The organism is Paenarthrobacter sp. NPDC089675 (genome assembly GCF_044749185.1).
GTDB lineage: Bacteria > Actinomycetota > Actinomycetes > Actinomycetales > Micrococcaceae > Arthrobacter.
This window is the reverse complement of the sequence record NZ_JBIVHM010000006.1, coordinates 113,678-129,532: the sequence shown is the minus strand read 5'-3', so window position 1 is coordinate 129,532 and position 15,855 is coordinate 113,678. Positions and strand designations below refer to the sequence as shown.

17 protein-coding genes are annotated in these 15,855 nt (G+C 61.0%); 11 read left to right on the top strand and 6 right to left on the bottom strand.

Going from position 1 to position 15,855, the window contains the following annotated elements:
* Window positions 1–3 precede the first annotated feature (3 nt).
* From paaE to ACIPY2_RS14330, 3 genes are all read left to right on the top strand, one after another.
* On the top strand, window positions 4–1,209 hold the full coding sequence (paaE, locus tag ACIPY2_RS14340; RefSeq protein ID WP_400267062.1) for a 1,2-phenylacetyl-CoA epoxidase subunit PaaE: 1,206 nt from the start codon (window positions 4–6) through the stop codon (window positions 1,207–1,209).
* A gap of 9 nt (window positions 1,210–1,218) precedes the next feature.
* Window positions 1,219–1,998 (top strand): enoyl-CoA hydratase/isomerase family protein, encoded by a 780-nt coding sequence (locus ACIPY2_RS14335; RefSeq protein WP_400267061.1) that lies wholly within the window; start codon window positions 1,219–1,221, stop codon window positions 1,996–1,998.
* 66 nt (window positions 1,999–2,064) lie between these two features.
* Window positions 2,065–2,319, top strand: a complete 255-nt coding sequence (locus ACIPY2_RS14330) for a hypothetical protein (protein WP_400267060.1) — start codon at window positions 2,065–2,067, stop codon at window positions 2,317–2,319.
* A gap of 21 nt (window positions 2,320–2,340) precedes the next feature.
* Here ACIPY2_RS14330 and ACIPY2_RS14325 read toward each other — a convergent pair whose 3' ends face one another.
* Window positions 2,341–3,897: an FG-GAP-like repeat-containing protein gene (locus tag ACIPY2_RS14325; protein WP_400267059.1), complete on the bottom strand. Its 1,557-nt coding sequence runs from the start codon at window positions 3,895–3,897 to the stop codon at window positions 2,341–2,343.
* Between the two features lie 50 nt (window positions 3,898–3,947).
* Entirely contained in the window at window positions 3,948–4,202 is a 255-nt protein-coding gene (locus ACIPY2_RS14320; RefSeq protein WP_400267058.1) for a hypothetical protein, read from the bottom strand.
* Between the two features lie 76 nt (window positions 4,203–4,278).
* Between ACIPY2_RS14320 and ACIPY2_RS14315 the strand changes: the two genes are divergently transcribed.
* From ACIPY2_RS14315 to lepB, 5 genes are all read left to right on the top strand, one after another.
* Complete coding sequence (locus ACIPY2_RS14315) at window positions 4,279–4,725, top strand: VanZ family protein (protein WP_400267057.1); 447 nt, start codon at window positions 4,279–4,281, stop codon at window positions 4,723–4,725.
* Between the two features lie 471 nt (window positions 4,726–5,196).
* Complete coding sequence (locus ACIPY2_RS14310) at window positions 5,197–5,913, top strand: helix-turn-helix domain-containing protein (RefSeq protein ID WP_400267056.1); 717 nt, start codon at window positions 5,197–5,199, stop codon at window positions 5,911–5,913.
* Window positions 5,914–6,117: 204 nt separating this feature from the next.
* Entirely contained in the window at window positions 6,118–6,759 is a 642-nt protein-coding gene (locus ACIPY2_RS14305; protein ID WP_400267055.1) for a hypothetical protein, read from the top strand.
* A 296-nt stretch (window positions 6,760–7,055) separates the two neighbouring features.
* Entirely contained in the window at window positions 7,056–8,042 is a 987-nt protein-coding gene (locus tag ACIPY2_RS14300; RefSeq protein WP_400267054.1) for a hypothetical protein, read from the top strand.
* Window positions 8,039–8,761, top strand: a complete 723-nt coding sequence (gene lepB, locus ACIPY2_RS14295; protein ID WP_400267053.1) for a signal peptidase I — start codon at window positions 8,039–8,041, stop codon at window positions 8,759–8,761. The genes ACIPY2_RS14300 and lepB overlap by 4 nt, the downstream gene beginning before the upstream one ends.
* Window positions 8,762–9,098: 337 nt before the next feature.
* On the opposite strand, the gene ACIPY2_RS14290 is transcribed toward lepB, so the two are convergent.
* The gene (locus tag ACIPY2_RS14290) at window positions 9,099–9,497 is read right to left on the bottom strand and encodes a hypothetical protein (protein ID WP_400267052.1); all 399 of its coding nucleotides are present in this window, start codon (window positions 9,495–9,497) and stop codon (window positions 9,099–9,101) included.
* Window positions 9,498–9,778: 281 nt separating this feature from the next.
* Between ACIPY2_RS14290 and ACIPY2_RS14285 the strand changes: the two genes are divergently transcribed.
* Window positions 9,779–10,357, top strand: a complete 579-nt coding sequence (locus ACIPY2_RS14285; protein WP_400267051.1) for a hypothetical protein — start codon at window positions 9,779–9,781, stop codon at window positions 10,355–10,357.
* Between the two features lie 46 nt (window positions 10,358–10,403).
* Window positions 10,404–11,222, top strand: a complete 819-nt coding sequence (locus ACIPY2_RS14280; protein ID WP_400267050.1) for an alpha/beta fold hydrolase — start codon at window positions 10,404–10,406, stop codon at window positions 11,220–11,222.
* Between the two features lie 22 nt (window positions 11,223–11,244).
* On the opposite strand, the gene ACIPY2_RS14275 is transcribed toward ACIPY2_RS14280, so the two are convergent.
* From ACIPY2_RS14275 to ACIPY2_RS14265, 3 genes are all read right to left on the bottom strand, one after another.
* The gene (locus ACIPY2_RS14275) at window positions 11,245–11,967 is read right to left on the bottom strand and encodes a DUF6270 domain-containing protein (RefSeq protein WP_400267049.1); all 723 of its coding nucleotides are present in this window, start codon (window positions 11,965–11,967) and stop codon (window positions 11,245–11,247) included.
* Between the two features lie 82 nt (window positions 11,968–12,049).
* On the bottom strand, window positions 12,050–13,126 hold the full coding sequence (locus ACIPY2_RS14270) for an LCP family protein (RefSeq protein WP_400267048.1): 1,077 nt from the start codon (window positions 13,124–13,126) through the stop codon (window positions 12,050–12,052).
* Between the two features lie 95 nt (window positions 13,127–13,221).
* Window positions 13,222–14,790, bottom strand: coding sequence for a hypothetical protein (locus tag ACIPY2_RS14265; RefSeq protein WP_400267047.1), 1,569 nt, complete (start codon window positions 14,788–14,790; stop codon window positions 13,222–13,224).
* Between the two features lie 744 nt (window positions 14,791–15,534).
* Here ACIPY2_RS14265 and ACIPY2_RS14260 point away from each other — a divergent pair.
* The gene (locus ACIPY2_RS14260) at window positions 15,535–15,855 is read left to right on the top strand and encodes a hypothetical protein (protein WP_400267046.1); all 321 of its coding nucleotides are present in this window, start codon (window positions 15,535–15,537) and stop codon (window positions 15,853–15,855) included.

Genomic DNA, 15,855 nt, shown 5'->3' with positions numbered 1-15,855 from the left:
TCCATGACCACCGAAACACAGACGGCCAGCCGCCGTCGTGCGTCTTTCCACAACCTGACCGTCGCGGAAGTCCGGCGCCTCACGGACGATGCCATCGAGGTCACGTTCGGTGTTCCGGCCGAGTTGGCCGGCCAGTACGACTACCTGCCCGGCCAGTACGTTGCCTTGCGCACCACGTTGCCGGATGAAAACGGTGAGCCGCACGAGGTCCGCCGCAGTTACTCGATCTGCGCAGAGCCGCGCAGCTTCGAGGACGGCAGCAGCGAGATCAGGGTGGCCATCAAGAAGGACCTCGGTGGCCTGTTCTCCACGTGGGCCAACGCTGAGCTGAAGGCCGGGGACGTCCTTGACGTGATGAGCCCGCAGGGTGCCTTCATCTCGCGGCACGGGAAGGACGGCGCTGCAGTCCAGCACAACGTCATGAATTCCATGAACCATCCGGAGGAACTGGCGGGGGAGCCGGGCAACTTCGTGGCGATCGCCGCCGGCTCGGGCATCACTCCGGTGATTGCCATCGCGCGGACGCTGCTCGCTGCCAACCCGGAGACCACGTTCGACCTCGTGTACGCCAACAAGGCCGCCATGGACGTCATGTTCCTGGAGGAGCTGGCGGACCTGAAGGACAAGTACCCGTCCCGCCTGGCGCTCCATCACGTTTTGTCCCGCGAGCAGCGGATCGCGCCACTGATGACCGGGCGCATCGACTCTGAGAAGCTGCAGGCGCTGCTCTCCTCGGCGATTCACTCCGAGGACGTGGATGAGTGGTTCCTGTGCGGGCCGTTCGAACTGGTCCAGTTGTGCCGCGACACGCTTGCTGCCCGCGGTGTGGAGCCGGAGCACGTGCGCTTCGAGCTGTTCACCACCGGCCGTCCTGACCGCCCGGAGGGCCACGCAGGCCGTCCTGTTGTGGAGGACGAGTCGCAGGAGACGTACAAGATTACGTTCAAGCTGGACGGCCTTACGGGCGACGTCGCCAGCCCTACCCATGCCCGCGAGTCGATCCTGAACGCCGCATTGCGTGTCCGCCCGGACGTTCCGTTCGCGTGTGCCGGCGGTGTGTGCGGCACCTGCCGCGCGAAGCTCATCACCGGTACCGTGTCCATGGACGAGAACTACGCCCTGGAGCAGGACGAACTGGACAAGGGCTACGTCCTCACCTGCCAGGCCCACCCCACCAGCGAAGAAGTGACCGTCGACTTCGACGTCTAAGGAGTCCCCATGATCGAGCTCTCCATTGCCAACGGCATTGCCGAAATTGTCCTCAACGCCCCGGAAAAGCTGAACTCGCTCAACGAGGACGCGCTGCTTGAGTTGGGCAAGGCGTACGACGACGCCGCTGCCGCCGCCTCCCGGGGCGAGGTGCGGGCGCTGCTCCTTCGCGGAGAGGGCCGGGCCTTCTGCGCCGGGCGGGACATCGCACGGGTCACACCGGAAACCGACGACGCGCAGGCTTACCTGGGTGGCCTGGTTGAGCCTTTGTTGAAGAAGATGGCAGCTTTCCCTGCGCCCACCTTCGCTGCTGCGCACGGAGCATGCCTGGGTGTCGGACTCGGGCTCCTGCTCGCCACGGACGTGGTGTACGTGGCGGAGAATGCCAAGTTCGGCTCGCCGTTTGCCAAGCTTGGGGCGACCCTGGACTCCGGCGGGCACTGGTACTTCACGGAGCGGCTGGGCATGCACCGCACGCTGGACCTGATCTATACCGCGGACCTCATCTCAGGAACCGAAGCCGTGGCCCAGGGCATGTTCAGCCGGGCCATGCCGGACGACGCCCTGCTGGCTATGGCCCGTGCCATCGTGGAGCGCGTGGCTTCCGGCGCCACGCAGGCCTTCGTCGCGTCCAAGGAACTGGTGGCGCACATCCGCGACCAGCGCCTGGGCCTGTGGGAGTCCATGTCCGAGGAAAACACCGAGCAGGCACGCCTGTGCAAGACCGACGACTATGCTGAAGGATTCCGGGCGTTCCAGGAGAAGCGGGCGCCGGTTTTCAAGGGGTAGGCGGTCATTTGAATGGCAGAATGTAGGTAAACCGCCTGAACCCGGGCGGTTGCGCATAGACCTGGAATGTTAGGACGTGAGATAAAGCGGATTGGCTACACTTCGGAACTCACGGACGCCCTTCGGCGGAAGAAGCAGGCTTCGAACGGCCGGGTCGATCTCAACAACTCTCCTACTTCGGCGAAACCAGTCAGGGTTCCCACGGATGTCATTGCCGATCAGGTGGCAGCTTCGATGGCCGTTGAGGGACGGATTGGCCAGGGCAGCACCTTTACCGTGCTGCTTCCGGTAGGGCACGACGACGTTGCTGCCGCCAGCTGACGCCGTGCCCGCCCGCACGGCTCAGAGAATCGCCGTCATCCCATTCCATCCCGAGCCAACTTTCGTGGCCTTGGGCCAGGCCCAAGCGCCATTACCTGCGTAGAGCCACAGTTCACCGGCGGAATTCCGGGCGAGGATATCGGCCCTGCCGTCGCCGTTGAAATCACCGGGTCCAACGAGGGAGTCCATGACGTTCCACCCTTGGCCGATGGCCTGGCGGGAGAGCCAGCCGCCGTATCCGTTGGACGGGTAGAGCCACAGTGTTCCGGCGCCGTCGCGGGCCACCAAGTCCGAGGTGCCGTCGTTGTTGAAGTCGCCTGCACCGGTGATTTCGGACATTCCATTCCAGCCGGAACCCACCCAGGTTCGGGGGAGCCAACCGCCCTTGCCGTCACCGTGGTACACCCACAAGGCACCGTCCCGGGCCCGGGCAACGATGTCCGTGAATCCGTCGCCGCGGAAGTCGATGCCTTCGATTGCGCTCATGCCTTCCCAGCCACTGCCAACCTGCACGCGGGGCAGCCAGCCGCCCGAACCATTTCCGGGATACAGCCACAAGATTCCGCCGCCATCGCGGGCCAAAACATCGGCTTGGCCGTCACCATTGAAGTCGCCCGGAGCCACGAGTGCTGTCATGATGTTCCAGCCCTGACCAACTTGCGTGCGGGGCAGCCATCCACCCGAGCCGTTGCCCGGGTACAACCAGAGCACACCGGAAGCGTCCCTGGCCAGGATGTCGGGTTGACGATCGCCGTTGAAATCGTTCTTGAGGGGCTGGTCGATGTTCCCATCGATGACAGCAACTGAGGCGGATCCGTTGTTGACAACATAGACCTTGTTGCTGGACGGGTTGACGGCTGCGGCGTTGGGTTCCATCCCTGTGTAGACCGCTGAGCTTTTGTTGTCCCCGCCGTCGATGACGGTGGTTCCACGGCCATTCATTGTCGCGTAGGCCTTGTTGTTCGATTCATTGACCACGATCGTCCGAACACGGGTGGCGGTGGCTATGTTCGCGTTCTCGCTCATGGTGGCTCCGTTCACCACCCGGATGGATCCTTCTACGGAATTAGTGGCAGCGCCTACGTAGACCTTGTCCGTGACGGAGTTGACGGCCAATTGGTAAATGGAGCTGTTGAAGCCCATCGAACTTGTGACTGTATCGCTGCTGCCGGAGATGGAGAGCAAGTTGTCTTTGTTGGCGGCGTAGACCTTGTTGAGCTTGGCATTGACGGCGATATCGACTACCCCGGCGGCTCCCGCGATCGGGCTGACCGTCCCGGCGCCGTCAATCACCTTCACGGTTCCTGCCGAGCGCAGGTAGGTCTTGTCCGTCGTGGTGTTGAAGGCTATTTCCTGCACTCCCCCGGCGAGGGGGACGGCAGTAGTCTTATTGGTGGCGCCGTCGAGGACTGTGAGCCCGTTTCCCGTGCCCACGTACACCTTGTTGGTCTTCTCATTCACGGCGATCGCGTCTGCCGTTGCTCCGATTGGAACAACCGTTGCCGCGGTCGTCGCTCCGTCAATCACGGCCAGGGACTGGGCGTCGGTGGCGTAGATCTTGTTGGTCGCGGAATTCACTGCCAGTCGCGAAGAGTAGTCACCGGGCTGGTAGATCCGTCCGCCCCCTGTTACGCCCCGCGCACGCTGAATATGCCCTCCACGGTGGACACGTAGGCCGTATCCGTGGCGGTGTTTACTGCGATGGTTCCAGGGTTGTCGCCAACGGTGTCAATCTTGACCACTGAGTCGGCAGTTGCAGGAGCGGCGTTGCTGCCTGCAAGAAGGAGCAGCGTCAACGCGCCAAGCGTGGCGGTAGTCCTCGCCAGTCGTCGTTGTTGGTTCACCCCGCCGAGCGCGCGCGAGCCATCAGCCAAAGCGATCATGTTTCCCCCATAAGTAGTGACGCCCGTGCGTCGATAGCAGCATTCTATATGGGGCACAGGCCATTAGGCTGGGCCAATGACCACAGCCCGGAACCCAGCCACAAACCGCGGGCAGCGGTGGCTGCAGGCAACCTTCGTCGCCTACCTGGTGGCTTTGGCCTTGGTGGTTTTCCTGCCGTCGAAGGAAGCCGGCACTGTCACCGGCTTCGTGGGAGTCATCGCCGCTTGGCTGGCGGCACTGGGCTTGCCGTACACAGAAGCAGCCGCCGGGGTGGAGTTCATTTCCAACATTGTCATGTTCGTCCCGTTCGGTGGGCTGGTCGCTTTCCTTTGGCCAAGCCGTTGGAACTCGTGGCGGATGCTTCTTCTCGGCGCGGCCACGTCCACCTTCATTGAGCTCACGCAGCTGTTGATTCCGGGCAGGGTAACGGCCCTTTCGGATGTCATTGCAAATACCTCCGGGGCCGTGCTTGGGGCGCTCGCGGCCAAGTGGCTTTTGGGACGGCAGCAGGACCGCAGCTAGAGGTGCTAGCCCAGGTGGTCTTGCCTGCCTGGCTCACCACGATCGCCCCGTCCGTGCGGGGGTGCGCTGAAGACCTAGGCCTGGGTCAGTGTCCAGCTGAATGCCACTATTCCACCGAGGACGGTGATGGCAATTACTGACATCCAGTGTGCGCGGAGGACCTTCCAATAGTCCGTTAGTGCCATGGAATTGTCCCCTTGATGTTGTGTGGCATCGACACAAATAGGTGCGCAGTCCTTGAACTGAGTCAGGGATATCGTAACGTGCAGTTCTAAAGGGCGGCTCACCCGCAGTTGCGATGGGGGATTTGTAACAATGCAGGATACTGACTTTCTTGAACGGGACGCGCAGGACGTCGGGCAGCCTCAAAGCTGTTCATTAGGGCCCGAGGAGTGCTTTTTCGGTGCCGTTTCGCTGAGCAAGCATTCCGGGGTTTTGGCAGAACCAAGCCACGGCGCGTCCTATCAAAGCGTGGATATCTTCTTTGTACATTCGGGAGTTATCCGCACTCCCCAATCCGGGGCCATCATTCAGGGCGCAGGTGCGGTGGTCATCGTTCCGGGCGGGCAGGCGCTGCAGTGGCCGTTCTTGGGAGAGACGGAGGCAACCCGGATCAGGATCCAGCGCGCCGCGGCAGAGACTTTCGTGCCGCATGCCTTGGACGCGGTGACCGTAGCGCCGGTGCGTTCCAGGTTGGACGATGCTGCCGCTGCCTTCGCCGGTGCCATCCTGGGCCGGCCTTCAGCGAGGGGTTCAGCGATTGAGTCCTATGCCACCGAGCAGATCCTTTTGGAACTCATGGGCAGCTTGCTCCTGGATCGCTGTGGTGTCTCCTGGCATTCAACATCCGTGACGTCCGTGCTGCGCGACCAGGCCATGGCTGTCATTGCCCAACGCTGCGCCGACCGGGAACTGAATCCGGAAGCCGTGGCCAGGGCTGTCCAGTCCTCCTTGCGCAGGGTTCAGGCGGCCTTCGCAGAGGTGGGAAATTCCATCGCGGCGGAGATCAGGAGGCAGCGCGGCAGGCTTGCCTGGACCCTGCTGACCGACGCCCGCTACGACGTCCTGAGCGTCCAGCAGATTGCCGAACAGGCCGGTTTTGGAACCACCGCGGCACTCCGGCGGGTGCTCGATGAACTCTATGGATGTGGACCTACCGATCTCAGGGAACGGCGCAGTGCAGGCTAGTCCGATGACCCGAAATCCGCTGGAATCACGGGGCCGGGAGACCATTTCGTGCACACCTTGGACCATTTAGCGACAACTTTCCCGCGGGCGGCCGATCTGGCTATTTTGAGCAAAACGCGTGGGTAATCTCTATGCCAGATGGGGGAACTCGGCGTGTGCTGGATTCCAACCGATGGTTTTTCATCCCTAGCCGAAAGAAGAACTATGAGCGACGAACTTACCGTCTCCGAGCCGCGCACCCGCCGTGCTGTGGTGAAGGGCGCAGCATGGTCCATTCCGGTCATTGCGGCTGCTGTTGCAGCGCCCGCCGCGGTTGCTTCCGTGAACAACGCCAGCCTGGCCTTCACGGCTTCAAAGACCGCTCTGCTGACACTCAACCTGCTCGACGGCGGTGGCACCCTGACTGCTACGGCGCTGACCACGGTTCCCACTGAGGTCACCTTGACCAACGGCGCCGGCGCGATCAACCAGACAGCCACCATCACTGTGACGGTCGGCCGTCCTGCCGGTATCAACATCCCGGTTGGCCGGGCCCGTGGCTTCGGCGTCTACTCATACAACGGCGTGAACAGCACGGCCGGGCAGCGCACCGCCACCTACCAGAGCGCTCCCATCATTGGCCAGTTCGGCTTCCCGCTGACCACGTTCACCACCACGCAGCTCATCAACGTTGCCAGCAACGGGGCGCTCGCTGTTCCCATTGTTTTTGGTCTCGCGGGCAATAGCACGGGAGTCGCGGTCAGCCTCCTCGCGACATTCCCGGTAACCATTACCGTGGATCTGGGAACCCGTACCCTGACGGCTACCAGCACTATCTCCGTACCGGTCGGAGCAGGTATTCTCTAAAGCTTTCCTTGATGAACTTTGCAAACGGAAACGCGTCAGTATTTGCCTGGCGCGTTTTCCTGCTTCCTGTTTACATGATTCAGCTTCTTCTGTGCCCGGATAATGCAAGGTTCCTTACCTTGAATCGCCGGCTGATGATTCTTTGGGTGGGATAAATGCGGACCGGTGACATTACCGTGGCTGCCTTGGGCAGCTTGGTCAGGATTCGGCTGGATTTCTCCGATCACGCTTTTGATGAGCGCCGATTCGCAAAATTCAAAGAACCGTGGCGGGACGCCTCGCCCGATTGTGCCGGGGTGACTACCGACGTCGGCCATCCCGTTGCGGAAGTGGTGTGGCGCTTCCCGGACGACGACGGCACTGCCGGTTCCGTTGCGGAACTGTCCACCTACGCCACCCTGGCGGCCATCGAGTCAAAGCGGGGCAGGCTGCTGATGCTGCATGCGGCCGGCGTGGCCGATGAATCAGGACGTGTCTTGGCCTTCATTGGTCCGTCGGGCCGCGGCAAGACCACATTGGCCCGCACCTTGGGGACCGGCTTTGGGTACGTCACCGATGAGACTGTGGGCATCGAGGCCGACGGGACCGTCCAGCCCTACCGCAAGCCCCTCTCCGTGATTCGCCCGGGGGAGTCGTTTAAGGACCAGTTGGCGCCATCTGAGCTGGGACTTCAGGACCTTCCGGTTGCGGACCTCCGCCTCGGGGCGCTGGTTGTGGTCTCCCGCGAGGAGGATTTTGCCCGAGCTCCGGAGATCACCACGATGGGTCTTTGCGAAGCGCTGGCCGCGATCGTTCCCGAGGCGAGCTACCTTGCGGACATGGACAGGCCGCTGCAGGCCATTGCCGCGCATGTGGACCGCTGCGGCGCCATCCAGAAGATCACCTACGGTGAAGCCGAGCAAGTATTGCCGCTGGTTCCGGAACTTCTTGCCCGGACTGAACCGGAACGGTGGGTGGCTGTGCTGCCAATGCAGGACCTGGCCGGCCTGGATACGTCGGCCGGGTCGGCGTCGTATTTTCCTGTCCCCGTGATCGATGCCGTGGAGGCCGGCGGGCAGACTGCTGTCCTTAACAACGACCGCATGGTGCACGTCCTGGACGGCGTGGCTCCGACTATTTGGCGGTCTGTGTGCCAGGGGTTCAGCTTCGAAGCACTGCTGGAACGCATGGACAAGCTCTTTGGCGTGCCTCCGGGACAGGAACTTGCCGATGCCGTGGTCGGAGTCCTCGAGGCCCTCGCCGAGGCAGGCGTTCTTGTCCGTGTGCCGGTGCCCGTGCCATGACAGCCGTGAAAGCGCAGGCTCCAGCCCGCCGTCGCCGATGGCCCCGCTCGCCGTGGGTCCATGCACTGCTCGCCCTGGTGGTGGTGGCCCTGGTGCAGGGCTTCTTCGTGAAGGTCTATCAGGTGCCGTCCGGCTCCATGGAGCAAACCCTTAACGTCGGAGATCGGGTTTTGGTCAACCGGATGGCCTACTCCTTCTCCGAGCCGCGGCACGGCGACGTGGTGGTCTTCCGTAAGCCCGCAGGCTGGGGAACGGCCCCGGAACGCAGTCCGATTCGGACTGCTGCGGGCTGGTTGGGCGACCTCACCGGGATCGGACCAGGCAACACCGAGTACCTCGTGAAGCGGATTATCGGTCTGCCCGGGGACACCGTTGAGTGCTGCGACGCCGCCGGACGGGTGAAGGTGAACGGCATCGGCGTCGACGAGCCTTTTGTCTACCAGGACCTTCCTTTTGATGCGGCCGCGGGGATGGAATGCTCGACGGCGGCAAACTCGCCACGTTGCTTCGGGCCGTTCCACCTGGCACAGGACCAATACCTGCTCCTGGGGGACCACCGTGCCAACTCGGAAGACTCGGTGGCGGCCTGCCGTGGCTCCCAAGCGGAGCCAGGATGCCTGAAAACGGCGCAACGCTCGGACCTTGTGGGCACGGTGGACTGGTTCCTGTTCCCGTTCAATAAATGGGGCGGGAACCAAAACCTGAGCGGTAGATTCTGAGCCTGGAAAAACCGGTACGCACGGAGGCGGGGGTCACAGCCGTCCTTTCGCCGGCGAGTCGACGTGGACAAGCGGCAAAACCGGCAAAGGGTTGGATGTGGATTCGGAGGCCGGACGCATCAATAACTATCGTGAAGGCACTGGAGTTACATCTCAAAATGGAGGATGGGCGGTAAGTGATCAAGGATTTCATTCTGGTTGACCAGTAAAGACTCGAGGTCCTGCATGCGTCATTCCGCGCAAAAGATGATTATTTACGCGCATTATGAAGGAGCCTGATGGTTACAGAATGAGCGGTAAATGCTAATTTCCGCGCAGTTTCCTTGGCGCTGCAGGGTCAGAGACCGAGGAATTCCCTGACAGCCGGCAAGGAAGCGGTCTGAACGGCAGCCAACGCACGCCGGGTATTGGACTCGCGGAGCATGTGGGCAAGCTCGTCGGTCGGCGGGGGGTACGTGTTCACGCCGGGGTGGGGAGGTGCAGGGTCAAGCAGCAGTGAGATGTTGGTTTTGACCGCCTCATCAATGCCTGACAACAAGAGGCCCAACTCCCGTCTGTGGTCTTCCAATAGATCGTGCCAAAGACCGGCCGGCGAGACTGTAATGATGGCCGGGAGGGTTGTTTGGTTCGGTGCATTCCATTTCGCAACCAGTGCGGACGCTTCCACGCCTCGCGTCAGGGAATCGAAACGCAGATTCTCGATGACCTTTTCAAGCTCGGCCGATGTGTAGTTCAAGCGGTGCCAATTGCCTGTTTGCAGGTGCAGTATCTGCGTCTCCAGCAGGAATAGCAGGTAATCAAGCTGCCTTCGCTCACGCCACAACCGAGCCGATAGCTCATCCGCCCCCAACGGTTCCCCAATCCCTTATTTGCCCGCCGAAAGCAAGTTTCAGCAGGGTTTCTGTTGATCTGCTGTTGAGAGTACACCGAATTACCGACCAATTCATTGCCGGGAAAATAATAAGCAATCGAACAATTAGCGGTCAGGGGCACAGATGAATGCATATGCTGGTGACTATGGTTTCTTCTGCCCGTATCCCCGTCCGGCCCATCAAGTCGCTCCTGTACTGGCGCAAAAGCAAACTCAACGGTGCTGCCACCGTCCCGGTTGTTCTGTCTCTGGACCCCGCCGGTGTCATAAGAATGCAGGACTCCGAAATGGTGACTATGTTCGCTGCCCCCGCGAACCAAGCAACGGTTCGTTTCACAAACTGGGGCACCATGATGCTGACCATTCACGGACGCCAGTACGACGTTGTGGGTGTGGGAGCTACGTTGTCCCCCCAACCGTCATCGGTGCAGCTGGCCGCCGTCGACGGTGGTCTGCAAAACAATTCAAGCGTGACCCGCGCTGGTTCAGCGGGTGCTGCTCTTAGCGCCGTCGAAGCAATCGGGGCTGTGGCCGGCGCGGCGGGAGGCGCGGCCATGCAGTTCGCCTATTACAAGGGACTGGAGGCCATCAAGGCATGGCAGGACGCGCTTCCCCAGACTGGCGCTCTTGTGCAGAAGAGCCCGATGAACGCGATGAAGTACTTCACGCTGGTGCTCGTTGCCGTGGTGGTGATTGGCCTGGTTGTTTTCCTGAGCACCAAGTAGCCGGACGACCCTCGTGCCGACCGCTGCGCCGGCGTAGCGTGGGCACATGGAGTCCGGGGTCAGGACTGTCAGGCTCCGCACGGGAGTCACTGTCCAATGTTTTGTTCGGGGCCGGGTTGGGAAGATGAACGACGAGGGCGGCGCGCCCCTGCTCTTGCTGCACGCCTGGGGCGAGTCCTGGCGGAGCTTTACCCGGCTGATTGCCGCCCTGCCCTCCGCCACCATTGTGGCGCCCGACTTGCGGGGACATGGGGGAGCGGACAAACCCGGAAGCGGATATTCGTTGGTGGAAGTGTCAGAGGACGTAACGGCGCTTAGCGAGCACCTTTGCGTCCGCCGAGCCCACGTGCTGGGCTCCTCGAGCGGCGGCTACGTGGCCCAGCAGCTGGCGGTGTTGCACCCGGAGCTGGTGCAGTCCCTGATGTTGGTCGGAGCACCTTTGAGCCTTGAAGGGAAGCCCCCGTTCGGGGATGAGCTGGAACAACTCCGCGACCCCGTCACTGAGGCGTGGGTGCGAAGATCGCTGTCCTGGTACCAGCTGCTGCACACCGTTCCTCCGGACTACATCGAGGACCGCGTCCAGGACGGAATGTCCATTCCTGCTGACGTGTGGCGGGCATCCTTGCGTGGGTTGTGCGAAGCCGCGCCACCCACCCAGGAAGGCCGGATTTCAGTGCCGACGCTCATCATCCGGGGAGCCCACGACCACTTGGTTCCACGGTCGCACCAAGAGGCGCTGGCACAGCGCATTCCCGGCGCCGTGCTCAGAACCTACGAAGACACCGGGCATCTTGTGCTCTGGGAATGCCCGGAGCGGGTGGCGGAGGATGTACGGGATTTTGTGGGCTTGAGCATCCGGAAATAGGTATGGAGGCCGGCCAGTCCATCTACGGCGCCCGGAGTTCGTCCTCGGAACCGGTCAGGCGCTTCAATTCAGCCAGAAAATGATCATTTGCGAGCTCGCTATAGTGATACGGCTGCCGGCCCCATTTGTGTTTCGCAGCGGCCATGGGAGCGCCGCCGGGGTAGTCGATGAAGCGGACTCCGGGAATTTTCTCGATTTCTTTATACAGGTCGTACAGCAACCTGTTATTGCGGTCGAACCAACGCGAACGGGGAAAGGGCACCCCATCAGTGTCAACGGTGGCCCAGTAGACGCGGTTTACGATGATTTTGCTGGGGTCCACCACACCTGCCAGCGCGCGAATACCTTGAAGCCTCAAAGCGAGTCCTGTCTCGCTCCACGGCTCATAGACGTCCGAAGACGGTATCGGATAGCCCGTCGCCTTCAATTCCTCAGACTCTGTGATTGTGCTTTCACCCAGTTGCAGGGTGCTCATACGTTCGTCGATGAAGTCGACCACCAGGACATCGAACGGGGTCGACTTCAGCAGAGCGGGCAACGACTTCTTGATGTCGGTCTCAAGCATCCTCTTTTGAAAGTTGCTGCTGAGGGCTTCGACATCAGGTAAGGGAGTGCCGGGAGCCGGAGGTTCGCTGAAAGCACTCGCCAGTGAGGACCGGGCGAAGTATCCCTCGAGCTTGAAGTCACTCGGCTTTTCAAACGGATCGCGGGATACACAACTCCCATATATGAATATCGATGGCACTTGGCCAGACTACATCAGCGGGAGGACGCGGATGACCTGGCCCTGGTGCCGGGACAGGCACGAGGGCTACGGCCGTTTCGCCTCAGTTGCCCTTTTCCAAGGCATGGGCGGACACATAGCTTCCCAGTTGGTCCTTTGAGAGTGCGGCCGCAATGTCGGCTATCGCGGTTTTATCAGCGACCACAATCGACTGACCATCGGCCGAGGTTCCTGTTCCCAACGTTGGCAGGGTAAACATCACTGTGTTGGACGGGCGAAGGTCCTTCAGGCTCAGGGCGAGACTTCCAATCGCGGAGGCGTCAAAGCCCTTGTCGACGCTCACGAACGGGGAGACTGCCGAGACCATGTTGTTGACCGTGACAGGGTTTGTCAGAGTTTCCTTGGCAATCGTCTTGCTCATGATCGACTTCAGGTAGGCCTGCTGGTTGCGCACTCGTTGGTAGTCGCCGTCGCTGAAGGACTTTCGTTCGCGGACGAAGGCGAGGGCCTCGTCGCCGTTCAACGTTTGCTTGCCGGCTGCGTAATAGTGGCCCTTCATCGGCCCTGATGCCGGGGCGAAGGGAATCTTGACGTCAACCTCAACTCCGCCCAATGCATCGGTGAGACCTTTGAATCCTTCGAAATCCACCATTGCGACGTGGTCAATGCGTTGTTGGAACAAGGACTCGACAGTCTGTACAACCAGTGGAACGCCGCCGTAGGCAAGTGCGGAATTGATCTTGGACTCGCCCTTCCCCGGGATGTTCACCCAGAGATCGCGCATCAGGGAAACTGCATAGACATTCTTCCGGTCGGCCGGGACGTGCACGAGCATCAGCGTGTCGGACCGCTGGTCTGTTGCCGCGTTGGTCTCCAGATCCACGTGATCGGATCCCCTGGTGTCACTGCCCATGACGAGGATGTTCATGGCAGCTGTCCCGTTTACGGGTTCGGTCTTTTGTGGACGGGTGGATTCTTCCGGGAAGGCGGAGTCAATCTTGTTGCTTCCGTTGTTGAATGTCTGGGCAAGGTTGAAGAGGTACAACCCACAAACCAGGCCCACTACAAGAACCACGGCCGCAAAGCCGAGGAGCACATTGCGTGCCGTCTTGTTGCCCCTCTTCTGACGTCGGGGACGGGATTCCCTTGAGGTATTTTCTGTGTCAGTCGGGAGCGTCATGTGTTCCTTGGTGTTGGCTTCAGCAGAGTTGATCGTATCAAGTGCCCAGAGGATGCTGCCGCAGTGGGCTCCCAAGCCACGGTCAATGACACCGCTTATCCAAGCGAGGAAAAGAACTGCGGCGCAGTTCCACCCCAGCCATTCGTCACAGTGAGTGAGTAGGTTGAGCCCGTTTCAATCGTTGTTTTTCCGACGCCGATTGAAATCATCTCAAGCCCCGGATTTAGTCCGTGTTGCAGACCATAGCCGGCATTTGTCCCTGAGGCTTTAAGGACTTTGAGTTGGGGATGACCCTCCGCTGTGGTCCAGCGCACTTTAACTGAGCTTCCCTGGAGATTGAAACCCGCCACCTGAATCTGGCCCGTGTCGGGTCTGAAGGTGACATCCGTCAGGATCGGGGTTTTCAGCCCTGCCTCAAGCTGGTCTTTGAGCGCAGTACCTTTGCCGGCGCAGTTGAAGAAAGAGTCCCACATGTAGGAGACGATTTTTTGCGCGTTGACCACCTGCTTCAGCTGCCGGTCCAATCGTGCTTTAGTGGTCAGACCGCGGAAGCCGTCCCCACAGGATGACGTGTTGCTGGCAGGGGTCATGCCTTCCACGTTTGCCCAGAGCACGGCGCTCGTGCCGGCGACGCCTGCTGCGGCAGCCGCGAAATAGTCTCGGTTGGGCGCTACGTATTTACTGGCCCAGGATCCCTTGCCTACGGCGGCGGCACTCGATGGATCTACAGGTGAGTTTGCTTCGCTGGATGAGAATGCCCCGCCCTTTCCGGTGCCCATGCCGTCCTGGATGGCTATGTTGAGAACCACGCCATTGGAGGTCTGCGCGATCTTGCGGACAGCAACACCGGCCTCTTGCGGACTGGAGCTGGCTTTGCCAAGCCGTGCCTCAATGTAAGGACTGACAACGGCTTGCCGATCCGGCAGGATCCGATGAATCAGTTGGTTTTGGCTTGCGTAGAGAGCCAGTACCGAATCATAGGTTGGGCTGTCTGCCAGGGGTATCTCGGTGTGGTGATAGAAGCCCGCCAAGCCGGGGAGGTCGTTCTCCTGTGATTGATACTGCAAGAACCTTTCGGTGAAAATCGCCAACGTTCGCGTGTAGGACAGATCCGGAAGGTATCGGATATCCGCTCTTTTGGCCGGCGCCGGCAAGCCCGCGAAGTATTTCATCTTGAGTTTCGTCGCCGCCGACGCGAGGGATGAATACTGATCGCTGGCATTGGCCGCGCTGCCTCCCGCCACCACAACGTCATAGCTTCCGTTGGTGGAGGTGCACCCTTGGCCCTCGTTGGGGATGAGCAGCACGGCAAAGGTCAAACCGTTGTTTACGACACTTCTGTCTCCGGGGCATCGCAATATCGACGGTCCCCAGTGGCTGCCGTCCAGAAACGTGAAGTATCGGTTGATTTTGAGGGGCCCCGCCACGACGGTAGCGCAACTCTTTCCGTCGATGAGACAGTCCCTCGGAAGAGTCTTCTGGCTGACGGGTTGGAGCGCAGTCCCAAAGGTTATGACCGTGTCGCCACCGAACGTTTTGATGTCCGACAGCTTTTGGGAGTTGGCGGAATCCCGCGAGCTGGCGGCAATAAAAAAGCCACTGATTGGATACGTTGGCGTGGTCAGGGGTGTCGCCACCGGTGCCTGGACCGGTGGCTCAGGCATGAGGGACTGTTGTGCCTGGACACGAGGAGGCTCAAAGGAAGCTACAAGGGAGTCGCTGGTGAGCAGCACGGTCGCCATGAGAAGGACAAGAGGCAAGAGCCAAAGCGGGCCTCTGTCTCCAAAGGGAACTTGCCAGGTGAACTGGGAAATCCGCCCAGACCTCTGCCTGGGCGACGTCCGGGGTGTCATGGGCTCCTAGGTTGTCGGCGACAGCATGACGACTCTATCAACCAAACCGGCAGCGGGTACGGGAGATCGCGGGGAGTTGAGGTGGCTAATCCATACGATAAACTAAATCGCGCTGGCCTCCTACAGTGGCAGGCTCGTTGGTGCCCTCGTCTCGGGCGGCAACGATTTACTTAGCGCTGACAGCGTTCTGGAAGTACATGTAAAGGGGGGAAGTTGGGCACTGGAATCAGACGTGTTCAGGCCGCGATGGTCGTTTTCTTGCTGGCGATCCTCGGGTTCCTTGGAACCCAACCTGCCCTTGCTACCGAAACGGATCCCGCACCGGGAACAGAACAACCAGGACCCGGCGATGGGAGCACTGAGCCCATCATCCCGCCCATTATTCCGCCAGTGATCGCGGATCCGAGCCCTTCACCGTTGGAACCGGAACCCGTACCCTCCGTTCAGCCACCACAGGAGACTGTACCGGCTCCAGCGGAACCGTCGGCCCCGGTTCAAATTCCAGCGCCGGTTGCTCCTCCTGCGGAACCAACCATCGCTCCTGTGGTGCCAATAGTGCCATTGCCCACGGTGCCCGTGGATTTCGGAGCGCAAACTTACGTTCCGGAACCTGAAACGCCCGCCGAGCCGGAGCCGAGCACTGCGGTGGAAGAGACAGTTGCGCCGACACCTACGCCGGCGCCGACCAAGACGGCAGTGCCTCCAGTGGCAAGCGCGGACATTGCAGGTCCCCTCAAGGTGGCCCTTGCCCCTGTGGCTGAAAATAATCCACTGGCTCAAGGGTTGATGGTCCTGGTCCTCATCCTTTTGGGCGTGGCCTACTTCCGCGCCCTTCGTACCAAAGGGATCCGCGGACCCCGTCTAAACGGCAAGTAG

What these genes read in the sequence shown, in the direction of transcription:
- ACIPY2_RS14335 (WP_400267061.1), top strand. Translation starts at nt 1,219, where the DNA reads ATGATCGAGCTCTCCATTGCCAACGGCATTGCCGAAATTGTCCTCAAC.
- lepB (WP_400267053.1), top strand. Translation starts at nt 8,039, where the DNA reads ATGACAGCCGTGAAAGCGCAGGCTCCAGCCCGCCGTCGCCGATGGCCC.
- paaE (WP_400267062.1), top strand. Translation starts at nt 4, where the DNA reads ATGACCACCGAAACACAGACGGCCAGCCGCCGTCGTGCGTCTTTCCAC.
- ACIPY2_RS14270 (WP_400267048.1), bottom strand. Translation starts at nt 13,126, where the DNA reads ATGACGCTCCCGACTGACACAGAAAATACCTCAAGGGAATCCCGTCCC.
- ACIPY2_RS14285 (WP_400267051.1), top strand. Translation starts at nt 9,779, where the DNA reads ATGGTTTCTTCTGCCCGTATCCCCGTCCGGCCCATCAAGTCGCTCCTG.
- ACIPY2_RS14320 (WP_400267058.1), bottom strand. Translation starts at nt 4,202, where the DNA reads ATGATCGCTTTGGCTGATGGCTCGCGCGCGCTCGGCGGGGTGAACCAA.
- ACIPY2_RS14305 (WP_400267055.1), top strand. Translation starts at nt 6,118, where the DNA reads ATGAGCGACGAACTTACCGTCTCCGAGCCGCGCACCCGCCGTGCTGTG.
- ACIPY2_RS14330 (WP_400267060.1), top strand. Translation starts at nt 2,065, where the DNA reads ATGTTAGGACGTGAGATAAAGCGGATTGGCTACACTTCGGAACTCACG.
- ACIPY2_RS14265 (WP_400267047.1), bottom strand. Translation starts at nt 14,790, where the DNA reads ATGCCTGAGCCACCGGTCCAGGCACCGGTGGCGACACCCCTGACCACG.
- ACIPY2_RS14280 (WP_400267050.1), top strand. Translation starts at nt 10,404, where the DNA reads ATGGAGTCCGGGGTCAGGACTGTCAGGCTCCGCACGGGAGTCACTGTC.
- ACIPY2_RS14315 (WP_400267057.1), top strand. Translation starts at nt 4,279, where the DNA reads ATGACCACAGCCCGGAACCCAGCCACAAACCGCGGGCAGCGGTGGCTG.